Source organism: Thalassotalea ganghwensis, assembly GCF_053485795.1.
In genome coordinates, this window is record NZ_JBQRUM010000010.1 from 99,570 (window position 1) to 118,983 (window position 19,414).

At 39.4% G+C, this 19,414-nt stretch carries 28 protein-coding genes; 4 read left to right on the forward strand and 24 right to left on the reverse strand.

Going from position 1 to position 19,414, the window contains the following annotated elements:
* Positions 1-478 precede the first annotated feature (478 nt).
* Positions 479-832 carry a DUF3802 family protein gene (locus ACSLUH_RS11720; RefSeq protein ID WP_448567178.1) on the forward strand — a complete coding sequence of 118 codons (354 nt, stop codon included), beginning with the start codon at positions 479-481 and terminating at the stop codon, positions 830-832.
* A gap of 40 nt (positions 833-872) precedes the next feature.
* A complete protein-coding gene (locus ACSLUH_RS11725; RefSeq protein WP_448567180.1) occupies positions 873-1,277 on the forward strand; it encodes an OsmC family protein in 405 nt (134 codons plus the stop codon).
* A 7-nt stretch (positions 1,278-1,284) separates the two neighbouring features.
* On the opposite strand, the gene ACSLUH_RS11730 is transcribed toward ACSLUH_RS11725, so the two are convergent.
* The 18 genes from ACSLUH_RS11730 to rplN all read right to left on the reverse strand — a co-directional run bounded on the left by ACSLUH_RS11730 (position 1,285) and on the right by rplN (position 10,827).
* Positions 1,285-2,184, reverse strand: coding sequence for a phosphoribulokinase (locus tag ACSLUH_RS11730; RefSeq protein WP_448567182.1), 900 nt, complete (start codon positions 2,182-2,184; stop codon positions 1,285-1,287).
* 127 nt (positions 2,185-2,311) lie between these two features.
* Positions 2,312-2,719 carry a 50S ribosomal protein L17 gene (gene rplQ / locus ACSLUH_RS11735; protein ID WP_448567183.1) on the reverse strand — a complete coding sequence of 136 codons (408 nt, stop codon included), beginning with the start codon at positions 2,717-2,719 and terminating at the stop codon, positions 2,312-2,314.
* 41 nt (positions 2,720-2,760) lie between these two features.
* The gene (locus tag ACSLUH_RS11740) at positions 2,761-3,750 is read right to left on the reverse strand and encodes a DNA-directed RNA polymerase subunit alpha (protein ID WP_448567185.1); all 990 of its coding nucleotides are present in this window, start codon (positions 3,748-3,750) and stop codon (positions 2,761-2,763) included.
* 25 nt (positions 3,751-3,775) lie between these two features.
* Entirely contained in the window at positions 3,776-4,396 is a 621-nt protein-coding gene (gene rpsD / locus ACSLUH_RS11745; protein WP_448567187.1) for a 30S ribosomal protein S4, read from the reverse strand.
* A 32-nt stretch (positions 4,397-4,428) separates the two neighbouring features.
* Positions 4,429-4,818 carry a 30S ribosomal protein S11 gene (gene rpsK / locus ACSLUH_RS11750; protein ID WP_076420861.1) on the reverse strand — a complete coding sequence of 130 codons (390 nt, stop codon included), beginning with the start codon at positions 4,816-4,818 and terminating at the stop codon, positions 4,429-4,431.
* Between the two features lie 14 nt (positions 4,819-4,832).
* Positions 4,833-5,189 carry a 30S ribosomal protein S13 gene (rpsM, locus tag ACSLUH_RS11755; protein WP_284244777.1) on the reverse strand — a complete coding sequence of 119 codons (357 nt, stop codon included), beginning with the start codon at positions 5,187-5,189 and terminating at the stop codon, positions 4,833-4,835.
* Positions 5,190-5,339: 150 nt separating this feature from the next.
* Positions 5,340-5,453, reverse strand: coding sequence for a 50S ribosomal protein L36 (gene rpmJ, locus ACSLUH_RS11760; RefSeq protein WP_009839384.1), 114 nt, complete (start codon positions 5,451-5,453; stop codon positions 5,340-5,342).
* Between the two features lie 17 nt (positions 5,454-5,470).
* Positions 5,471-6,796 carry a preprotein translocase subunit SecY gene (gene secY, locus ACSLUH_RS11765; protein ID WP_448567190.1) on the reverse strand — a complete coding sequence of 442 codons (1,326 nt, stop codon included), beginning with the start codon at positions 6,794-6,796 and terminating at the stop codon, positions 5,471-5,473.
* A gap of 8 nt (positions 6,797-6,804) precedes the next feature.
* The gene (gene rplO, locus ACSLUH_RS11770) at positions 6,805-7,239 is read right to left on the reverse strand and encodes a 50S ribosomal protein L15 (RefSeq protein ID WP_448567192.1); all 435 of its coding nucleotides are present in this window, start codon (positions 7,237-7,239) and stop codon (positions 6,805-6,807) included.
* Positions 7,240-7,241: 2 nt separating this feature from the next.
* Entirely contained in the window at positions 7,242-7,421 is a 180-nt protein-coding gene (gene rpmD, locus ACSLUH_RS11775) for a 50S ribosomal protein L30 (RefSeq protein ID WP_448567194.1), read from the reverse strand.
* Between the two features lie 6 nt (positions 7,422-7,427).
* The gene (gene rpsE, locus ACSLUH_RS11780) at positions 7,428-7,934 is read right to left on the reverse strand and encodes a 30S ribosomal protein S5 (protein WP_184425359.1); all 507 of its coding nucleotides are present in this window, start codon (positions 7,932-7,934) and stop codon (positions 7,428-7,430) included.
* 9 nt (positions 7,935-7,943) lie between these two features.
* Positions 7,944-8,297: a 50S ribosomal protein L18 gene (gene rplR, locus ACSLUH_RS11785; RefSeq protein WP_448567196.1), complete on the reverse strand. Its 354-nt coding sequence runs from the start codon at positions 8,295-8,297 to the stop codon at positions 7,944-7,946.
* Positions 8,298-8,306: 9 nt separating this feature from the next.
* Complete coding sequence (gene rplF, locus ACSLUH_RS11790; protein ID WP_448567198.1) at positions 8,307-8,840, reverse strand: 50S ribosomal protein L6; 534 nt, start codon at positions 8,838-8,840, stop codon at positions 8,307-8,309.
* A gap of 10 nt (positions 8,841-8,850) precedes the next feature.
* Positions 8,851-9,240 carry a 30S ribosomal protein S8 gene (gene rpsH / locus ACSLUH_RS11795; protein ID WP_448567200.1) on the reverse strand — a complete coding sequence of 130 codons (390 nt, stop codon included), beginning with the start codon at positions 9,238-9,240 and terminating at the stop codon, positions 8,851-8,853.
* A 19-nt stretch (positions 9,241-9,259) separates the two neighbouring features.
* Positions 9,260-9,565, reverse strand: a complete 306-nt coding sequence (gene rpsN, locus ACSLUH_RS11800; protein WP_448567202.1) for a 30S ribosomal protein S14 — start codon at positions 9,563-9,565, stop codon at positions 9,260-9,262.
* A gap of 11 nt (positions 9,566-9,576) precedes the next feature.
* Complete coding sequence (gene rplE / locus ACSLUH_RS11805; RefSeq protein WP_448567203.1) at positions 9,577-10,116, reverse strand: 50S ribosomal protein L5; 540 nt, start codon at positions 10,114-10,116, stop codon at positions 9,577-9,579.
* Positions 10,117-10,131: 15 nt separating this feature from the next.
* Entirely contained in the window at positions 10,132-10,446 is a 315-nt protein-coding gene (gene rplX, locus ACSLUH_RS11810; protein WP_448567205.1) for a 50S ribosomal protein L24, read from the reverse strand.
* A gap of 12 nt (positions 10,447-10,458) precedes the next feature.
* The gene (rplN, locus tag ACSLUH_RS11815; RefSeq protein WP_448567207.1) at positions 10,459-10,827 is read right to left on the reverse strand and encodes a 50S ribosomal protein L14; all 369 of its coding nucleotides are present in this window, start codon (positions 10,825-10,827) and stop codon (positions 10,459-10,461) included.
* A 496-nt stretch (positions 10,828-11,323) separates the two neighbouring features.
* On the opposite strand from rplN, the gene ACSLUH_RS11820 reads away from it, so the two are divergent.
* Together ACSLUH_RS11820 and ACSLUH_RS11825 are read left to right on the forward strand one after the other, a co-directional pair.
* Positions 11,324-12,655 carry a S8 family peptidase gene (locus ACSLUH_RS11820; RefSeq protein WP_448567209.1) on the forward strand — a complete coding sequence of 444 codons (1,332 nt, stop codon included), beginning with the start codon at positions 11,324-11,326 and terminating at the stop codon, positions 12,653-12,655.
* Between the two features lie 64 nt (positions 12,656-12,719).
* Complete coding sequence (locus ACSLUH_RS11825; protein WP_448567211.1) at positions 12,720-16,883, forward strand: hybrid sensor histidine kinase/response regulator transcription factor; 4,164 nt, start codon at positions 12,720-12,722, stop codon at positions 16,881-16,883.
* Positions 16,884-17,191: 308 nt separating this feature from the next.
* On the opposite strand, the gene rpsQ is transcribed toward ACSLUH_RS11825, so the two are convergent.
* The 6 genes from rpsQ to rpsS are packed head-to-tail and all read right to left on the reverse strand — an operon-like array spanning position 17,192 to position 19,390.
* A complete protein-coding gene (rpsQ, locus tag ACSLUH_RS11830; RefSeq protein ID WP_448567213.1) occupies positions 17,192-17,449 on the reverse strand; it encodes a 30S ribosomal protein S17 in 258 nt (85 codons plus the stop codon).
* Positions 17,449-17,640 (reverse strand): 50S ribosomal protein L29, encoded by a 192-nt coding sequence (gene rpmC / locus ACSLUH_RS11835; protein WP_448567215.1) that lies wholly within the window; start codon positions 17,638-17,640, stop codon positions 17,449-17,451. The genes rpsQ and rpmC overlap by 1 nt, the downstream gene beginning before the upstream one ends.
* A complete protein-coding gene (rplP, locus tag ACSLUH_RS11840) occupies positions 17,640-18,053 on the reverse strand; it encodes a 50S ribosomal protein L16 (RefSeq protein ID WP_448567217.1) in 414 nt (137 codons plus the stop codon). Before rplP ends, rpmC begins: the two co-directional genes overlap by 1 nt.
* A gap of 10 nt (positions 18,054-18,063) precedes the next feature.
* Positions 18,064-18,759: a 30S ribosomal protein S3 gene (gene rpsC / locus ACSLUH_RS11845; protein ID WP_448567219.1), complete on the reverse strand. Its 696-nt coding sequence runs from the start codon at positions 18,757-18,759 to the stop codon at positions 18,064-18,066.
* Between the two features lie 11 nt (positions 18,760-18,770).
* Positions 18,771-19,103: a 50S ribosomal protein L22 gene (rplV, locus tag ACSLUH_RS11850; protein ID WP_206483182.1), complete on the reverse strand. Its 333-nt coding sequence runs from the start codon at positions 19,101-19,103 to the stop codon at positions 18,771-18,773.
* Positions 19,104-19,114: 11 nt separating this feature from the next.
* Positions 19,115-19,390 carry a 30S ribosomal protein S19 gene (gene rpsS, locus ACSLUH_RS11855; RefSeq protein ID WP_448567221.1) on the reverse strand — a complete coding sequence of 92 codons (276 nt, stop codon included), beginning with the start codon at positions 19,388-19,390 and terminating at the stop codon, positions 19,115-19,117.
* Positions 19,391-19,414 lie beyond the last annotated feature (24 nt).

The following is a 19,414-nucleotide window of genomic DNA, read 5'->3' on the forward strand; positions in this document are numbered from 1 at the left end:
TTATTTGGTTAAATAAATATTAAGAATTGTTACATCCGGTAACAACAGTTTTACATTCTGCCTGAGTTCTTAAAAAGATCAACATGTAAATGTATATCATCTTATATTCAATATTCATGTCCTTTCACAGTTTGACAAAAGATTAACCTTTGAAAATAAAGCATATTTTAAAGATTTGAAAAATAACGAGCTAATTTTGGATATTTTTCTTTACGATTTTTTTGGAAAATAAGCTAAAAATGCACCTATGTTTAATTTTAAAAATTGAAAAGAATGTAACTATCATGAAATAACTATTACGTGATAAGTTGTTTTACAACTTACATAGCATTAATTTACTGCAGCGCAGCTAAACTTCTTCAAAGAATGTGTTGCTATGCGATAATCTTAAAAGTTACTACTGTTTAAAAGCTTCTACTTGATTACTAGACATAGTTGAAGGTAGAGTAGGGTTTATGATTCTTTAGATAGTTATATTATGGTTACTGACACAGAAGGCTACGTACATATTATCGAATACTTAACTGAACACCTCAGTTTGTTCGAAAACGTTAATAGCGATGTTAGTGTGACTGATACCGTTATGGCAACGATTGAAGAAGAGCTTAGTAACCAAATCATTTTGGTATGTAGTCAAAATGAAGCGTTATCATTTAATCAAAGAAATACCATTATTCGAGAAGTTGATGCTATTGTTTATGATCTCGAAGAAATTCTATCCGGTGTCGTTAATAACAAAGTAACACCACAGCAAAAAGAATTCATAAAAGAATTCGCATTATTAATAAAAAACTTATTCGATACTGAAATTCACCATCAATTTTTATCATAACCCAACCTTAATATTTTAACGTTTTACTACGAGAGCAATTATGAAAGCAGAAGTTCGCTGGATATCCGACGAAAAGTTTCTTGGTACCTCTGAAAGTGGTCATAGTGTAGTTTTTGATGCCAATGGAGGTAAAGAAGCACCAAGCCCATTGGAAAATATTCTTTTGTCACTTGGCTGCTGTTCTTCAGTTGATGTGGTGAGTATCCTAAAAAAAACAAGGCAAGAGGTAAAAGATTGCATTGTTGAAATCACTTCAACGAGAGTCGATACTGTTCCCAGAGTATTTTCTGATATCCACCTACATTTTATTGTTATTGGCAATGAGGTAAATCCAAAACAAGTGGACAAAGCAGTTAAAATGTCAGCTGATAAATATTGTTCAGTGGCAATGATGTTAAACAAAGCCGTTAATATTAGCCATGACTTTGAGATTAAACAGCAATAACCAACTTTTAGAGATCGCTCATCCAATCAATTTGTTGATCTGCCGCTCTCTTTTTATCCATTAAATCTTGGATCATAGGGGTTAGCATCAGTTCCATTGCTAATCCCATTTTACCACCTGGTACCACTAAAGTATTGACTCTTGACATAAATGAGCCCTGGATCATTCTCAGGTAATATGGGAAGTCTACTTGAATGCCATCTCGACATCTTATTACGACAAAACTCTCGTCAAGACTCGGTATCGCCTTAGCACTGAATGGATTCGAAGTATCAACCGTTGGCACTCGCTGAAAATTGATATGCGTTCTAGAAAACTGTGGCGTAATAAAAGAAATGTAATCCTCCATGCTCCTAACAATACTCATTGTTACCGCTTCTCGAGAATGCCCTCGTTTATTAGTATCTCGGATAATTTTTTGTATCCATTCCAAATTAACTATCGGCACCATACCAATCAACAAATCTACATGACGTGCTACATCATTTTTTTCAGTAACAACGCCCCCATGAAGGCCTTCATAAAATAGTAAATCTGTTCCTTCTCCTAATGCCTCCCAAGGGGTAAAAGTTCCCGGCATTTGGTTATAGGGGACGGCCTCATCAAACGTATGTAGATACCGCCTTATTTTTCCTTGGCCTGTTTCAGAGTAACTACTAAATAGTCTCTCCAGTGCATCAAAATCATTCGCAACATCACCAAAATAGCTAATACTTTTACCACCCGTTTTAGCCTTTCGTTTTTCAAGATCCATTTCTTGACGTGAATAACGATGGAAGCTATCGCCTTCAACTTTTGCTGCATTTATATTTAAGGATCTAAAGATATGCTCGAATGACTCAATCGTCGAAGAAGTACCAGCACCAGAAGAACCAGTAACCGCAATGATAGGATTTCTTGAAGACATATAGCGTTGCCTTAAATTAGTAGGCCTTTTTTTATACGAGTTACGCGTTAAAAGGTCAAGTCGATAACGTATTTTGACAAAAAAAAACGGAGCCTTAGCTCCGTTTTTAAGTGATTACATAGCTTAATTAAGCTTCTGCACTTGCTTCTTCAACTACTTCAGTAGTTTCTTCAACCGCTGGACGGTCAACAAGTTCAATGTAAGCCATAGGTGCTTTATCACCAGTACGGTAACCGCATTTTAAAATACGCGTATAACCACCTGGACGTTCTTGGTAACGCTCACCAAGTTCGTTAAATAAAATACCAACAACTTCTTGATCACGGGTACGAGCAAACGCTAAACGACGATTTGCTACACTGTCGGTTTTGGCCAATGTAATTAATGGCTCAACAACGCGACGTAGTTCTTTAGCTTTAGCTACCGTTGTTTTAATAACACCGTGCTTAACTAAAGAGCTTGCCATATTGCGGAACATCGCCTGGCGATGACTGCTATTACGGTTTAACTGGCGACCGCTTTTACGATGACGCATAAGTTAATCCTTATCTCAACTATTAAAAAATGATGACCGACTTAGTCGTTATCAGCAATGCTTTCTGGTGGCCAGTTCTCTAGGCGCATACCTAAAGATAAGCCACGAGACGCTAACACGTCTTTAATTTCAGTGAGAGACTTCTTACCTAAGTTAGGTGTTTTAAGAAGTTCTACTTCAGCACGCTGTACTAAATCACCAATATACTGAATTGCTTCTGCTTTTAAACAGTTAGCCGAACGAACAGTTAGTTCTAGATCGTCAACTGGACGTAATAAAATTGGATCAAATAGAGGTTTTTCCTCTTTTTGCTCAACTTCAGTCACATCACGTAGTTCTACGAAAGCATCTAGCTGTTCTGCTAGTATCGTAGAAGCGCGACGAATAGCTTCTTCCGGATCCAATGTACCATTGGTTTCCATATCTAAAACTAATTTATCTAAATCTGTGCGTTGTTCAACACGCGCAGAATCGACATCATAAGCAATTCGAACAACAGGACTAAATGAAGCGTCAACCAACAAACGTCCAATTGCACGATCTTCTTCTTCGGCTTCGCGACGAGCTGACGCAGGAACGTAACCACGACCCATTTCAGCTTTAATGCGCATGCTGATAGAACCATCACCAGTTAAGTGACAGATAACATGCTCTGGATTTGCGATAGTCACATCACCATCATGCTGGATATCAGCTGCCGTAACAGGGCCTTCACCTGACTTAGTTAAGGTAAGAACTGCTTCATTTTTGCCTTCTAAACCAATAGCAAGTCCTTTAAGGTTTAACAGTATTTCAATGATGTCTTCTTGAACACCTTCTTTACTACTGTACTCATGTAATACGCCGTCTATTTCTACTTCCGTTACAGCACAACCTGGCATAGAAGATAGTAAAATGCGACGTAAGGCATTACCTAAAGTGTGACCAAAACCACGCTCCAATGGCTCTAAAGTAACTCTAGAACGAGTTGGGCTAACGGTGTCAATATCAACCAATCGTGGTCTTAGGAATTCGGTTACGGAACCCTGCATTATGTCCTCTCTTTAAAATGCTACTTTACTTAGAGTAAAGTTCAACAATCAACTGTTCATTAATCTCAGCAGATAAATCTGAACGCTCTGGAATACGTTTGAAAACGCCTTCCATTTTCTTATTATCTACTTCAACCCAGACTGGTTTCTCACGTTGCTCAGCTAATTCTAAAGCAGCGATAATACGCGCTTGAGTCTTAGATTTCTCACGAATAGAAACAACATCTTCAGCTTTAACAGTGAAAGATGGAATATTTACAACTTTACCGTTAACTAAAATCGCTTTATGGCTAACTAGCTGACGAGCTTCTGCACGTGTACTAGCAAAACCCATACGATAAACTACATTATCTAAACGTTTTTCTAAAAGTTGCAACAAGTTTTCACCTGTATTGCCTTTTAAACGTGCAGCTTCTTTGTAGTAGTTACGGAATTGCTTCTCTAGCACGCCGTAAATACGACGAACTTTTTGTTTTTCACGAAGTTGAATACCGTAGTCAGATAAACGACCGCGACGCGCGCCGTGCTGACCTGGAATCATTTCGAATTTACATTTAGTGTCTATCGCTCGTACACCACTTTTAAGGAACAAATCTGTTCCTTCGCGGCGGCTAAGCTTTAGTTTAGGACCTAAATATCTTGCCATGTTCTTTCTCCAACTATCCTATAAAGTGCCAATTAAACGCGACGCTTTTTAGGCGGACGACAACCATTATGAGGAATAGGTGTTACGTCAGTAATGTTGGTGATTTTAAAACCAGCAGCATTTAAGGCACGGATTGCAGATTCACGACCTGGACCTGGACCTTTAACGAACACTTCAATATTCTTCAAACCAAACTCTTGCGCAGCTTTACCAGCACGGTCTGCTGCAACTTGAGCAGCAAATGGAGTAGATTTACGTGAACCACGGAAACCTGAACCACCGGCAGTTGCCCAAGATAACGCATTACCTTGACGGTCGGTAAGAGTTACGATTGTGTTGTTGAAAGATGCATGGATATGCGCCATGCCATCAGCAACTTGTTTTTTTACGCGCTTACGCGTACGAACTGGTGTTTTAGCCATTGTCTATCCCCTCGTTACTTCTTAATTGGCTTACGAGGACCCTTACGGGTACGCGCATTTGTTTTAGTGCGTTGACCACGTAGAGGAAGACTGCGACGATGGCGAATGCCACGAAAACAGCCAAGGTCCATAAGACGCTTGATGTTCATTGAAACTTCACGGCGTAAGTCACCTTCAACAGTGTACTTATCCACTTCAGCACGAAGCAAATCAATTTGAGCTTCGTCTAATTCACTGATCTTAGTAGTTTCTGCGATACCAGCAGCTGCGCAAATTGCTTTTGCACGAGTTGCACCGATACCGTAGATGGCAGTAATGGCAATTACTGCATGCTTACGATCAGGGATGTTAATGCCAGCGATACGGGCCACTAACACATCTCCTATTCTAGATTAAAATTACATCAGGTTGAAAAGCCCGTTAGGATACTCAACCTGTCTTCTTTTTGCAAAGCGAAGCGGCATTATACAGAAAAATCTACATAATGCCACATCTAAAAGATTTTGCTGTTCGGTTAATAATTAACCTTGGCGTTGCTTATGCTTAGGTTCGCTACAAATTACACGAACAACACCAGCACGCTTAACAACTTTACAGTTACGGCAAATCTTTTTTACGGATGCACGAACTTTCATTTTATACTCCGTTAAACCTAGCGGCCATAGCCCTTAAGGTTTGCTTTCTTAAGCACATTGTCATATTGATGTGACATCAAATGCGTTTGTACTTGTGCCATAAAGTCCATAATAACCACAACAATGATCAGTAACGATGTTCCACCAAAGTAGAACTGTACATCCCATGCGAGTCTCATGAACTCAGGAACTAAACAGACAAATGTAATATACATCGCACCCGCTAAGGTTAAACGAGTCATTACCTTGTCAATGTATTTAGACGTTTGCTCACCAGGACGAATCCCAGGAATAAACGCGCCAGATTTTTTCAGGTTATCTGCTGTTTCACGAGGGTTAAAAACCAACGCGGTATAAAAGAAACAGAAGAATATTATCGCTACTGCTAATAACATTGCATACAGAGGTTGACCTGGAGATATCAATAGAGACATTTCCTGTAATACATCTGCAACAACACCATCACCCTGTCCAAACCAACTAGCAATAGAGCCAGGGAATAGCAAGATACTTGAAGCAAAAATTGGAGGGATTACACCCGCCATGTTTACCTTTAACGGTAAATGCGTACTCTGAGCAGCAAAAACCTTACGACCTTGTTGACGTTTTGCATAGTTAACAACGATACGACGCTGACCACGCTCAACAAATACAACAAAATAAGTGACGGCAAACACAATTGCTCCAATAAGCAATAGAACTAATACGTTTATTTCACCTTGACGTGCCTGTTCTGCAGTTTGACCGATTGCAGAAGGCATACCGGCAACAATACCAGCAAAAATTATGATTGAGATACCGTTACCAATACCTCGTTCCGTAATCTGCTCTCCTAACCACATTAAGAACATTGTTCCAGTGACTAGCGATACAACTGCTGCAAAATAGAACCCGAAACCTGCATCCATTACTAGACCAGGCATCATTCCAGGTAAACTTCTTGCGATTGCAATTGATTGTACTGTCGCTAGTACCAAAGTACCGTAGCGAGTGTATTGGCTGATTTTACGACGTCCAGCTTCACCTTCTTTTTTAAGCTCTGCCATTGCAGGATGAACTACAGTAAGCAATTGCATAATAATTGAAGCTGAAATGTACGGCATAATACCAAGTGCCAATACAGAGGCACGCTCAAGAGCACCACCAGAGAACATGTTAAACATTTCTACTAGGGTACCCTTTTGTTGTTCAAACAACTGAGCTAATACAGCGGCGTCAATACCAGGGATTGGCACAAATGAACCTAAACGAAACACGATTAACGCGACGAATACGAACCATAATCTTTGTTTTAGCTCAGACAAACCGCCTGCGCCTTTGTTATCCATTCCTGGTGTAGCCATAACCTGTATTATTCCTCGATCTTGCCACCGGCAGCTTCAATAGCTGCACGAGCACCTTTAGTAACACCTAAGCCACGAACGGTCAAAGGACGAGTAATTTCGCCAGACAACATGATTTTTGCTGTCTCAATGTTACGTGACACTAGGTTAGCGTTTTTAAGCGCATGAATATCGACAACATCACCTTCAATGCTATTCAATTCATGTAAACGTACTTCAGCGTGAACTAAAGCTTTACGCGACGTGAAACCGAATTTAGGTAAACGTTGTTTCAATGGCATTTGACCACCTTCGAAACCTGGACGTACGCCACCACCAGAACGAGACTTCTGACCTTTGTGACCACGACCACCAGTTTTACCTAAGCCAGAACCAATACCACGACCTACGCGTTTCTTGGCTGTCTTAGCGCCTGGTGCAGGAGATAAAGTATTTAAATGCATTATTAATCCTCCACCTTGATCATGTAAGATACTTGATTAATCATACCACGTACAGAAGGAGTATCTTCTAACTCAACTGTATGATTGATACGACGTAAACCAAGACCTCTCAAAGTTGCTTTATGCTTCGGTAAACGACCGATAGAGCTTTTAACTTGAGTTACTTTTACTGTTTTAGCCATGTTCAATTACCCCAAGATATCTGCAACGCTTTTACCACGCTTAGCAGCAACAGCTTCAGGCGATTTCATGTTCGCAAGAGCAGATACTGTAGCGCGTACTACGTTGATTGGGTTAGTAGAACCGTATGCTTTTGACAATACGTTCTGTACGCCAGCCACTTCTAGTACTGCACGCATCGCGCCACCGGCGATGATACCTGTACCTTCTGAAGCTGGTTGCATGTAAACTTTAGAACCTGAATGACGACCCTTGATAGGGTGTTGAAGAGTAGTACCCTTCAAGTCAATCGTTACTAAGTTACGACGAGCCTTTTCCATTGCCTTTTGGATAGCAGCAGGTACTTCACGTGCCTTACCGTAACCAAAACCAACGCGGCCGTTACCGTCACCAACTACTGTTAGTGCCGTAAAACTGAAGATACGACCACCTTTAACCACTTTTGATACGCGGTTAACGGCGATTAGCTTTTCAGCCATATCAGTTTGTTGTTGTGTATTTTCTACATTAGCCATCATCAACTCCTAGAACTGAAGACCAGCTTCACGAGCTGCTTCTGCTAACGCTTTTACGCGTCCATGATAACGGAAACCAGAGCGGTCAAATGCTACAGACTCAATGCCTTTCGCTTTTGCACGTTCTGCAATCGCTTTACCTACAGCAGATGCTGCAGCTACGTTACCTGTTTTTTCTACTTGAGCACGAACTTCTTTGTCTAAAGTAGACGCTGCTGCGATTACTTCAGAACCAGTCGGTGCGATCAATTGCGCGTAAATGTGGCGAGGAGTACGGTGAACGACTAAACGATTCGCACCCAGCTCGCTGATTTTAGCACGTGCACGCTTTGCACGGCGTAAACGAGATGTTTTCTTATCCATCGTATTACCCTACTTCTTCTTAGCTTCTTTACGGCGTACATATTCATCGCTATAACGAATACCTTTACCTTTGTATGGCTCAGGCTTACGGTAAGCGCGAATGTTCGCTGCTACTTGACCAACCAACTGCTTGTCAGCACCTTTAAGTACAACTTCAGTTTGGCTCGGAGTTTCAACAGTAATTCCATCAGGAATTGCGTGGCTAATAGGGTGTGAAAAACCTAAAGATAAATCTAAAGATTTACCCGCAGCTTTTGCACGGTAACCAACACCGTTTAAAACTAATGTTTTTGTGAAACCAGTGCTAACACCTTGAATCATGTTATTGATTAAAGCGCGTGCAGTACCGGCTTGTGCCCAAGCTGCTTTGCTTTCTTCAGCTACTGTTGTTTTAATTTCGTTTTCTTCTTGAGAAACTGAAACTAAGCTGTGAACAGTGTGAGAAAGTTCGCCAATTGGACCTTTAACTGTTAAGTCTTGACCTGACAACGTAACGGTAACGCCAGCAGGAACAGTTACGGGTGCTTTTGCAACACGAGACATATTAAGCTCCTTACGCTACGAAACCGATGATTTCGCCACCAAGACCCGCAGAGCGAGCGGCGCGATCCGTCATCATACCTTTAGAAGTAGAAACAATCGCAATACCCATGCCCGCTAATACTTGAGGAAGCTCATCGCGACCTTTGTATACACGTAAACCTGGACGTGAAACACGTTTGATTGATTCAATTACTTCTTTACCTTCAAAATATTTCAAAGCAACAGTTAACTCAGGCTTTGCATCACCTGAAACTGAAAAATCTGAAATATAACCTTCTTCTTTAAGCAAGTTAGCAATTGCAACTTTAACCTTAGAAGATGGCATTGTTACTGCAGTTTTAGCTGCAGATTGACCGTTGCGGATGCGTGTAAACATGTCCGCGATAGGATCAGTCATCATAACCATTTACTCCCGTGAATTACCAACTAGCTTTCTTAAGACCAGGAACTTCACCGCGCATCATAGTCTCACGCAATTTAATACGGCTTAAACCGAATTTGCGTAAATAACCATGTGGACGACCTGTCACGTTACAACGGTTACGTTGACGTGAAGCACTCGAATCACGAGGTAAAGTTTGAAGTTTTAATACCGCATCCCAACGCTCTTCTTCAGAAGAATTAACATTAGAGATGATTTCTTTTAACGCACGACGCTTTTCAGCATACTGAGCGACTAGTTTTGCACGTTTTGCTTCACGAGCTTTCATTGACGATTTAGCCATAACTCTACACCTTATTTCTTGAACGGAAAGTTAAAGGCAGTAAGCAAAGCATGACCTTCTTCGTTAGTATTCGCAGTAGTAGTGATAGTAATATCCATACCACGAATCTTATCGATTTTATCGTAATCGATTTCTGGGAAGATGATTTGCTCTTTCACGCCCATGCTGTAATTACCACGGCCATCGAACGACTTAGGGTTCAAGCCACGGAAATCGCGAATACGTGGAACAGAAATAGAGATTAAACGCTCTAAGAATTCCCACATACGCTCGCCGCGTAGAGTTACTTTTGTGCCAATAGGGTAACCTTCACGAATCTTGAAGCCCGCAACAGATTTGCGCGCAACAGTCGTAACAGGCTTTTGACCAGAGATTGCAGTAAGATCATTCGTGGCATGCTCAAGCACTTTCTTATCAGAAATCGCTTCGCCAACACCCATGTTAAGGGTGATCTTTTCAATCCGAGGGACTTGCATGACACTTTTATAACCAAACTTCTTTTGAAGCTCAGCTACAACGGTATCTTTGTAAAAATCATGCAGTTTCGCCATCGTTTACTCCAATAATTAAACTAATTCGTTATTAGATTTGAAGAAACGAACTTTTTTGCCGTCTTCAACTCTAAAACCTACACGATCAGCTTTACCCGTCTTAGGGTTAAGGATCGCTACGTTTGAAACATGTAAAGGTGCTTCTTTCTCAACGATACCACCAGCTTGCTGTAATTGAGGTACAGGTTTTTGGTGTTTCTTGATTAAGTTAACGCCTTCAACAAATACTTTGCTTTCTTCTACAAGAACTTTAGTAACTTTACCAGTTTTGCCCTTGTCTTTTCCTGCAAGTACGATTACTTCATCATCACGACGAATTTTAGATGCCATTATCGTGACTCCTTATAGTACTTCTGGAGCTAGAGAAACGATCTTCATGAACTTTTCAGTTCTTAATTCACGTGTCACTGGCCCGAAAATACGAGTACCAATTGGCTGTAAGTTAGCATTTAACATTACTGCCGCGTTGCCGTCGAAACGAATGGCTGAGCCATCTGAACGACGTACGCCCTTTTTAGTGCGCACCACTACCGCTGTAAGAACATCACCTTTCTTAACTTTACCGCGAGGAATTGCTTCCTTAACGGCAACTTTAATGATGTCCCCTATGCGTGCATAGCGACGGTGCGAGCCACCAAGGACCTTAATACATTGCACGCGTCGAGCGCCACTGTTATCAGCAACGTCTAGCTGTGTTTGCATTTGGATCATTATTTGTGCTCCGCTGTTATAAAATTCAAGGCCAAAAATTCGACCCGTCACTGCCTTTTAAATCCCACCCAATTCAAGTGGGCGCGAGATTATAACACCACTAATAAAAAAGTGGTACTTTATTTGAACAATTTTTATTTTACCCACTTCTATTTCGCGTTCGCGCTAGAAACAAGAAGTCAGCAATCTATATAAACAAGATAGGCATAAAAGATAATTCTATAATTCAGCCTGATACTCAACAGCTTTCTCAAGAAAGGTATTTGACATATTTCACAAGCACTACTTTGCACACAAAGTATATCCAACTGAATGGCATGAAAAAATTACGTTGCAGTGTTTAACGTCTCTTTTTTGAGAAAATTAGGTCGTATTTTGATAACGCTTGGTTCAATTTTTTAAGCATTCTTGCTTGGCAAACATTCATTTAACAAGACGAATACACCTAATAGAGCTCTATATCGGGGTTCGTTAACCATAAAACAAGGAAATTATAATGAAAAAAATCATAGCAATAACCATATTGAGCGTTCTTGGCGTATCAAATACTTATGCTGAACGGTACGTCTTAATGGCACATAAAAACCAGCTCAGTAATTATTTAGTCTCGCAAGTTGAAGCGATAGGAGGCGTTGTCATTGACAATATGCAGCACATTGATATGCTCGTTGTCGATTCTGATTCAAAGGATTTTGAGAGAGATTCAGCCTCTATATACAATGTTCAATATGTCTTTAAAGATATTGAACTTAATCAAGAAGATTTATTTAGTGACGCAAATAATGCGCAAAATTCATCGGCACCTAATAGCTTTTACGGCGATATGTTTTCCGAATTTCAGTGGAACTTGCAAGCTTTGCAAGCACCAGAAACTTGGGCTCTTGGCTATCGAGGCGCAGGAGTAAGAATTGCTGTATTAGATACAGGAGTTGATGCAGATAACATTGAATTAGTCGAAAATATTAATACTGAACTTGCTAAATCATTTATTGAAGGTGAATCTTGGGACGCTTCACCCAGCGCAGTTTTCCATCATGGAACGATTATCACAACGGCATTAGCTGCCAAAGATAATGGCGTTGGTATTATTGGTGTTGCGCCCGATGCTGAAATTGTTCCAGTAAAAATTGTTTCAGATGATGGTAGCCGTGGTTCATTATCAAATATGCTTTCTGGAATCTATTATGCAACTGAAATTCAAGCCGATATAATAAATATGAGCTTAGGTGCACATATTTCAAAAGCTCAACTAGAGAGTAAACCAATAAAGAAAGCGTTTAAGCGTGCAACTAGGTATGCATGGCGTCAAGGGGCTGTGGTAATAGCAGCCTTAGGTAACGATGGTCTTGATTTGAATCATGATACAAAAGGATTACACTTGCCTGCAGAGCTCAAAAATGTAGTTGCTATCTCTGGAACGGGACCAGTTGGTCGTGGGTACGACCAAACTGTTAGTCTAGATTCTATTTCTTCCTACTCAAATTATGGAAGACGTTTGGTTGATTTCGCTGCGCCAGGAGGTAATGATAAAAGCTTTCTAAACGGTCATTTTGAAAACTGTATCGTAAGTTGGTTTGAAGCTCCTTGCTTTATGTTTGATGAAGTTGTCGCAATTGATAATAATGGACAAGTCATGACGACCCGAGGTACCAGTATCGCCGCTGCACAAGCTTCAGGCGTAGCAGCTCTGATTATCAGTAAGATTGGTAAAAATAAACCACGAAAAGTCATAAAGAAGATGATTATCGGAGCTGAAGATAACATGGAAGAATACGATCCTACCCATTTTGGATATGGTCGACTCAACGCCTATCGTTCGGTTAAGTAAACACCTAATCCCAGCGTTTAGCCTCAATGCTGGGATTAATTCTAATTATAACAATGAAATCACTATGCAACTAAATATCAAACTGACTTTTAATATCATTATCCTATTTCTATTCGCAGTTATATCGCATAACGCCTTTTCAACATCTCACTTTAAACAAAGTGGCAAGATCTTTAGTAATTATATGGTTATTGATGATGTTCAATTAAATCGAGTTAGACAGGTTGTACAGGATGACTCAGGTTTTTTATGGTTAATCAGTGATGAGCACGGACTACTACGTTTTGATGGTTCGCATATTGATAAAATAAAGTTGAATGTTGCAGAACAGCGCAGCTTAACGCTTGAAAGAAGTAGTTCTAAAAACGTTAACGTTAAAGAAGAAACTAAAATAACAAATATTGAGCAGCTAATAATTTCAAGTGAGCAAAACCTCTGGTTAAGAAGCAGCAGCAATCAACTTTTACGATACAACCCTTCAAAACAAACTACTCACCAATTTGCACTCGATAATAACCAACCCAATCTAACAATAAAAGGAATGGCTAAACGTTCAAATGGTGAGCTGTGGCTCGCAACCACTCATCAATTGTGGCGGTGGCAAAATAACGAGCAACGCTGGCTCTCGGTAACAGAATTATACTCTTTTGAAGATTACGATAAGTTCTCTATTAAAAACTTGTTTTTTGACGGTGAAGATAACCTGTGGCTTACAACATTAAAAAGCGGAGTTGTTAAAATTACCACTGCAGGGAAAATTACCCGTTACTCTGCGGAATTTGGAAGCTTGCATAGTAATGGCATCATGAGCTTTATTGAGGCAACTGACGGGTCAATTTTTCTGGGTACAACCGCAGGATTGGAAAGATTGGCGTCTGATCATAGTCAATTTGAATTGATTTCGATTAGCCAACAAGAAAGTTCAACATCTAACTCCGATGAAAATAAAAGTTATGCTCAACTGGTTACGAGTTTAGTGCAATTGAGAGATGACATTTGGGTGGGAAGCTATACCAAAGGTTTGCTTAAATTTGATATCTCCTCTCAAAAGCTCACTACGGTATCATCAAAAAAACAATTCTCTTTAAATAGCCAAGAAATAAATGGACTTTTTGTCGATAAAGATCAGAACTTATGGTTAGCAACTGAAACGGGCCTAAGTTTTCTTCGACAGCAATTTCAGAGCGCTGATATTTGGCAAGCTGAAAATACTAATTGTAATCCGATTGGCTTTGGGCAATTCCAGAATGATAGCTTATTTGTTTGTGGCAATGTTATTTTCCGTCAAACACAAGACAATCAAATAACCATTGAAAAAACGCTACCATTTAAAGTTTTATCCGCAAAATTGCAGGAAGGAATTTTTTGGTTAGGAACCGTTGCTAACGGACTGTTTCAATATCAACTTAGTAATCAGCAGTTAAAACCACTGAGTCGTTCGGACATATTATTAACTGATAAATCTATTTATAGCCTTGAACTTAATGCTGGCAACGTTTGGGCGGCAACATTTGATTTTAGTGGTACTGAGAATAGATATTTATTGCATCTTGATTTAGATGGAAAACTGTTAGAAAAGTTTATAACCCCACTAAATGTGACCAATATCTTAACAATAGATTCAACTCACCTTCTACTTACTGGGTTTATGCACACTGAGGGACCGATTATATTTAATACCGATAATGGCACATACTCAGAATTAACGTTAGGGGTAGGTCAAATATACTCTGCCTTAAAACAGGGTGAATCGATATGGTTGGGAACTAGTACCTTAGGACTTATTGAGGTTGAATTTAAAAGGGGTGTAATAGAACCAAATTCGATCGTCAATATAGTACCGACAGCAACAGCAGCATTTGACTTAACCTCAGATAATAATGGTGGTGCATACTATCAATACAATAATGATATTTATCATTATTCAAAACAAACACTCACTAACCGCTGCTTAACTTGCCCGCTTGAACGAGGCATTTTAAATAGCTTGTATTTAGGTGATATTGGCATTTTTTCAAAACAACTATTTGTAGGTGGCAAAGACTTACTTTTTAAAGCTAATCTGAATGATTTGAAAACACAAAGCGCGTTACATCAAGTATATGTGCGAAATTTAAAGGTACTAAACAAAAATATTAAAGCTTCTGATGATAACTCTCCTGTTAATCTTGAAGTGGCGATTAATGACTTACAACAAATAGAGATACCCTATAATTTACCAATGTTTTCTTTTGAGTTTTCTACGGTATCTAGCCCAACACGAGGTGACTTTCAATATTACTATCAATTTACTAACACGGGTAAACAATGGATCGCAGCAGATAAGCGCAATCCAACCGCAACGTTTACTAACCTTGTTGATGGAGATTATAAGTTAACTATCAAATCTGTTGATCAAACAAGTAAAAAGGTGTCTTCAAAAAGTATTTCAATAAAGGTACCAACACCTTGGTGGAAAGGTTCCTTGTTTATATCGTTATGTGGATTGACTTTAATTACCATTATTTGGGGTCTTTTTCACTTGAGAACTTATCAGTTACAAGCTAGAAATCAAGAGCTTAGCGAAGCTATCAAACGTCAAACTAAGAGTTTGCGAGAACAAAATGCAGCGATAAATTTAAAGCAACAAAAAATAGAAGCGTTACTTTCAGAAAAGCTACGCCTATTTACCCGTATTACTCATGAATTAAAAACACCATTAACGTTAATTCGATCGCCAATTGAACGACTAATAAAAAAAAGTAATGATCAACAAGATATTAGACTTTTACAATTGGTAAGCAAAAACACAAAAAAATTGCAAAGACTTATAGAGCAATTTGTAAATATTTCGAAAGTTGAAACTACTAAACATTTAGAAAGAAAGCCTTATGATATCTCTTCAATAATAAAAAGCATTGTGTCTTCTTTTGAATATGCATTTCTTGAAAAGAATCTTTCATTAAAGCTTTCCCTTGCTGAAGGCGCTATTGTTGATCTTGTTGAAGATTCTTTCGAAATGATTTTTATCAATGTTCTTTCTAATGCAGTTAAATATACCCAACCCGGTGGGGAAATTTATATACATGTAGAATGCAAAGATACCGTTATCATCATAATTGAAGATAGCGGTATAGGTATTGACAAAGGTAATTTAGAAAAAGTATTTACACCATTTTTCCGAATTCATAGCGCTACCAATCAGCACGTTGAGGGCTCTGGCATTGGTTTAACAGTAGTTAAAGAGTTAGTCGACATAAACGAAGGCCGTATTACTATTCAAAGTAAAACCAAAATAGGTACTCGCGTTGAACTAGAATTTTGGAAATCCAATGAAATGCCAGCAGATGGATTAGCGACACATAGAACAGCACCGTTTATCGTCAAAGATACAGAAATGATCGCTTTATCTAAAGACAGTAAAAGTTTGCCTCCTGAGCAAAAGCGATTTGGTTTAAATGTAGAGAGTGAATCGTTTGAACAGAAACCTTTACTGCTAATTATTGAAGATAATGGTGATATGAGGAATTATCTTTTTGAATCACTGAATAATGATTTCTTGTGCATAACGGCCAAAGACGGAGAAACTGGCGTTAAACTAGCAAGAGAAAAGATCCCTGATATCATTCTATGTGATTTAATGATGCCAGGCATTTCTGGTTATGAAGTTTGCAATCAACTACGAACAAGCGATTGGACCGCACACATTCCATTATTAATTTTAACCGCCAATGAAGAGCATAAAGTTCGCACCGAAGGATGGAATAATCTAATCGATGGTTTTATGAGTAAACCTTTTAGTGAAGAAGAACTCATAACACAACTGAAAAATTTATACTCTATAAGAAAACTGCTTACCCGAAAAAATAGTATGTCGCTTGCTTCCAAAAACCAAGCGATTAAATTTGAAGATAACAAGGACGACTATTTTCTAGAAAATTTTAAAATGTTAGTCGGGGAAAATCTTTCACGTGAAGATTTTGATCGAAAAAAAGCTGCTTCAATGCTTGCTGTTAGTGAGCGTCAATTGCAAAGAAAGTTAAGTGCTTTAGCTGATATTACATTTAGTGAGTACTTAAGGGTTGCAAGGTTGAACCGAGCAAAATCTCATTTGAAGTCAGGTGACAGAATTTCTGATGTTGCGGATAAGGTTGGTTTTTCATCCCTTTCGTACTTTGGTGCCTGTTTTAAAGCGGAAACAGGATTAACGCCAAAGCAATTTCAGCAAATGCAAATCGAGAAAGTTTAAGTTATTACACGATTCTTAACAAAGCATCGCCGAGCATGAGCAAGAAAAATAGCGACACGACGATTGAGTAAAATATGAAAGGCTGTGACTACTAACCACAACTTTTCTGAGCTGTTGTATATATTAATGAATATCAATCTTTTATTTGCTGCCTTTTCGTTTTCCATTTAAACAACAGAAAAACATCAGTCAATTTGAATGTATTCAACACTTAATGCAAAAACGATAATGACCAAAGGTGATGAAGCACTAGTAATAAAAACGGCTCCACAAGGGAGCCGTTTCGATATGAGTAACTTTAAGTTAAATTAAAGTACTTTAGCTTTTTCGATAACGTCAACTAATGTCCAAGACTTTGTCTTAGAAATTGGTGCACATTCACGAATAGTTACTACGTCACCTTGCTTACACTGGTTTGTTTCATCATGTGCTTTCAACTTAGTTGAACGCGTAATGAACTTACCGTAAATAGGGTGCTTAACACGACGCTCAATCAGGACAGTGATAGACTTATCCATTTTGTCACTGACAACGCGACCTTGTAGTGTACGAATTTTTTCGCTCATTACTTACCAGCCTTTTCAGTTATGATAGTCTTAACACGCGCGATATTGCGACGTACCGTTCTTAGCAAATGAGTCTGTGCTAACTGACCTGTGCTAGCTTGCATGCGATAGTTAAACTGTTCGCGTAAAAGCTCAAGCAATTCAGCATTTAACTCTTCAATGCTTTTATCTTTAAGTTCGCTTGCTTTCATTACATCACCGTTCTAGTTACGAAGGTTGTTTTGAATGGCAATTTAGCAGCTGCTAATGCAAATGCTTCACGTGCCAATTCTTCTGATACACCTTCCATTTCATAAAGAACACGACCCGGTAGAATTTGACATACCCAATATTCTACAGAACCTTTACCTTTACCCATACGAACCTCTAGAGGCTTCTTGGTAATTGGCTTGTCTGGGAATACACGGATCCAAATTTTACCTTGACGCTTAACGTGACGAGTCATCGCACGACGAGCTGATTCAATTTGACGTGCAGTCATACGACCACGTTCAACTGATTTTAACCCGTAAGTACCGAAGCTAACTGAACTACCTACCTGTGCAAGACCACGGTTACGCAATTTAAATTGCTTACGGAATTTAGTACGTTTTGGTTGTAACATTACTTATCCCCTACTTGCTCTTGCGGTTGTTTCTTTTCTTAGGTTTAGCTGCAGGTTGCTCTGCCTGAAGAGGCATACCACCAATCACTTCACCTTTAAAGATCCAAACTTTAATACCGATAGTACCATACGTTGTTTCACCACGCGCTGTAGCGTAGTCAATATCAGCACGTAAAGTGTGCAAAGGTACACGACCTTCACGATACCACTCAGAACGAGCGATATCAGCACCGCCTAAACGACCGCTAACTTCAACTTTGATACCTTTAGCACCTAAACGCATAGCGTTTTGAACAGCACGCTTCATTGCACGACGGAACATAACACGACGCTCTAATTGGCTCGCGATGCTGTCAGCAACTAATTGTGCGTCCATTTCTGGCTTACGTACTTCAGCGATGTTAATTTGCGCTGGTACGCCTGCAATTTTAGATACTTTTAAACGTAATTTTTCTACGTCTTCGCCTTTCTTACCGATAACTACACCAGGACGAGCCGTGTGAATAGTTACGCGGATAGATTTAGCTGGACGCTCAATTACGATTTTTGATAATGATGCACGCTTAAGTTTTTCAGATAAGTATGCACGAACTAAATGGTCGCCGTGTAGGTTATCTGCAAAATCTTTGCTACTTGCAAACCAAGTAGACGCGAAAGGTTTAGTGATACCTAAGCGAATACCATTTGGATGGACTTTTTGACCCATTCTAATATCTCCTAGCTATCTGCGACAATCACAGTGATGTGACTAGTACGCTTAAGGATACGATCCGCACGACCTTTCGCACGAGGTTTGATACGTTTCATTGTAGGACCATCGTCAACCATAATAGTTTTAACGAATAATTCATCAATGTCTGCACCTTCGTTGTGCTCTGCGTTAGCAATAGCTGAGTTTAAAACTTTCTTAACTAGAACCGCAGCAGACTTGTTGCTGTATTCTAAGATTTCTAAAGCTTTCTCAACGTTTAAGCCACGGATTTGATCCACAACTAAACGCGCTTTTTGCGCAGAACCGCGGGCAAATTTATGTTTAGCAATAGCTTCCATTTAACTTCCCCTTATCTTTTAGCTTTCTTATCTGCGATATGACCGCGATAAGTACGAGTTGGTGCAAATTCACCCAATTTGTGACCGATCATTTCTTCGGTAACAAATACAGGAACGTGTTGACGGCCATTATGGACAGCTATGGTCAATCCGATCATATTTGGGATGATCATTGAACGACGGGACCAAGTTTTAATTGGCTTTTTATTCCCGCTTTCCAGAGCTTTCTCTACCTTCGTCAACAAGTGTAGGTCGATAAATGGACCTTTCTTGAGAGAACGTGGCATGGTGATTCCTCTTAATTAATAAGT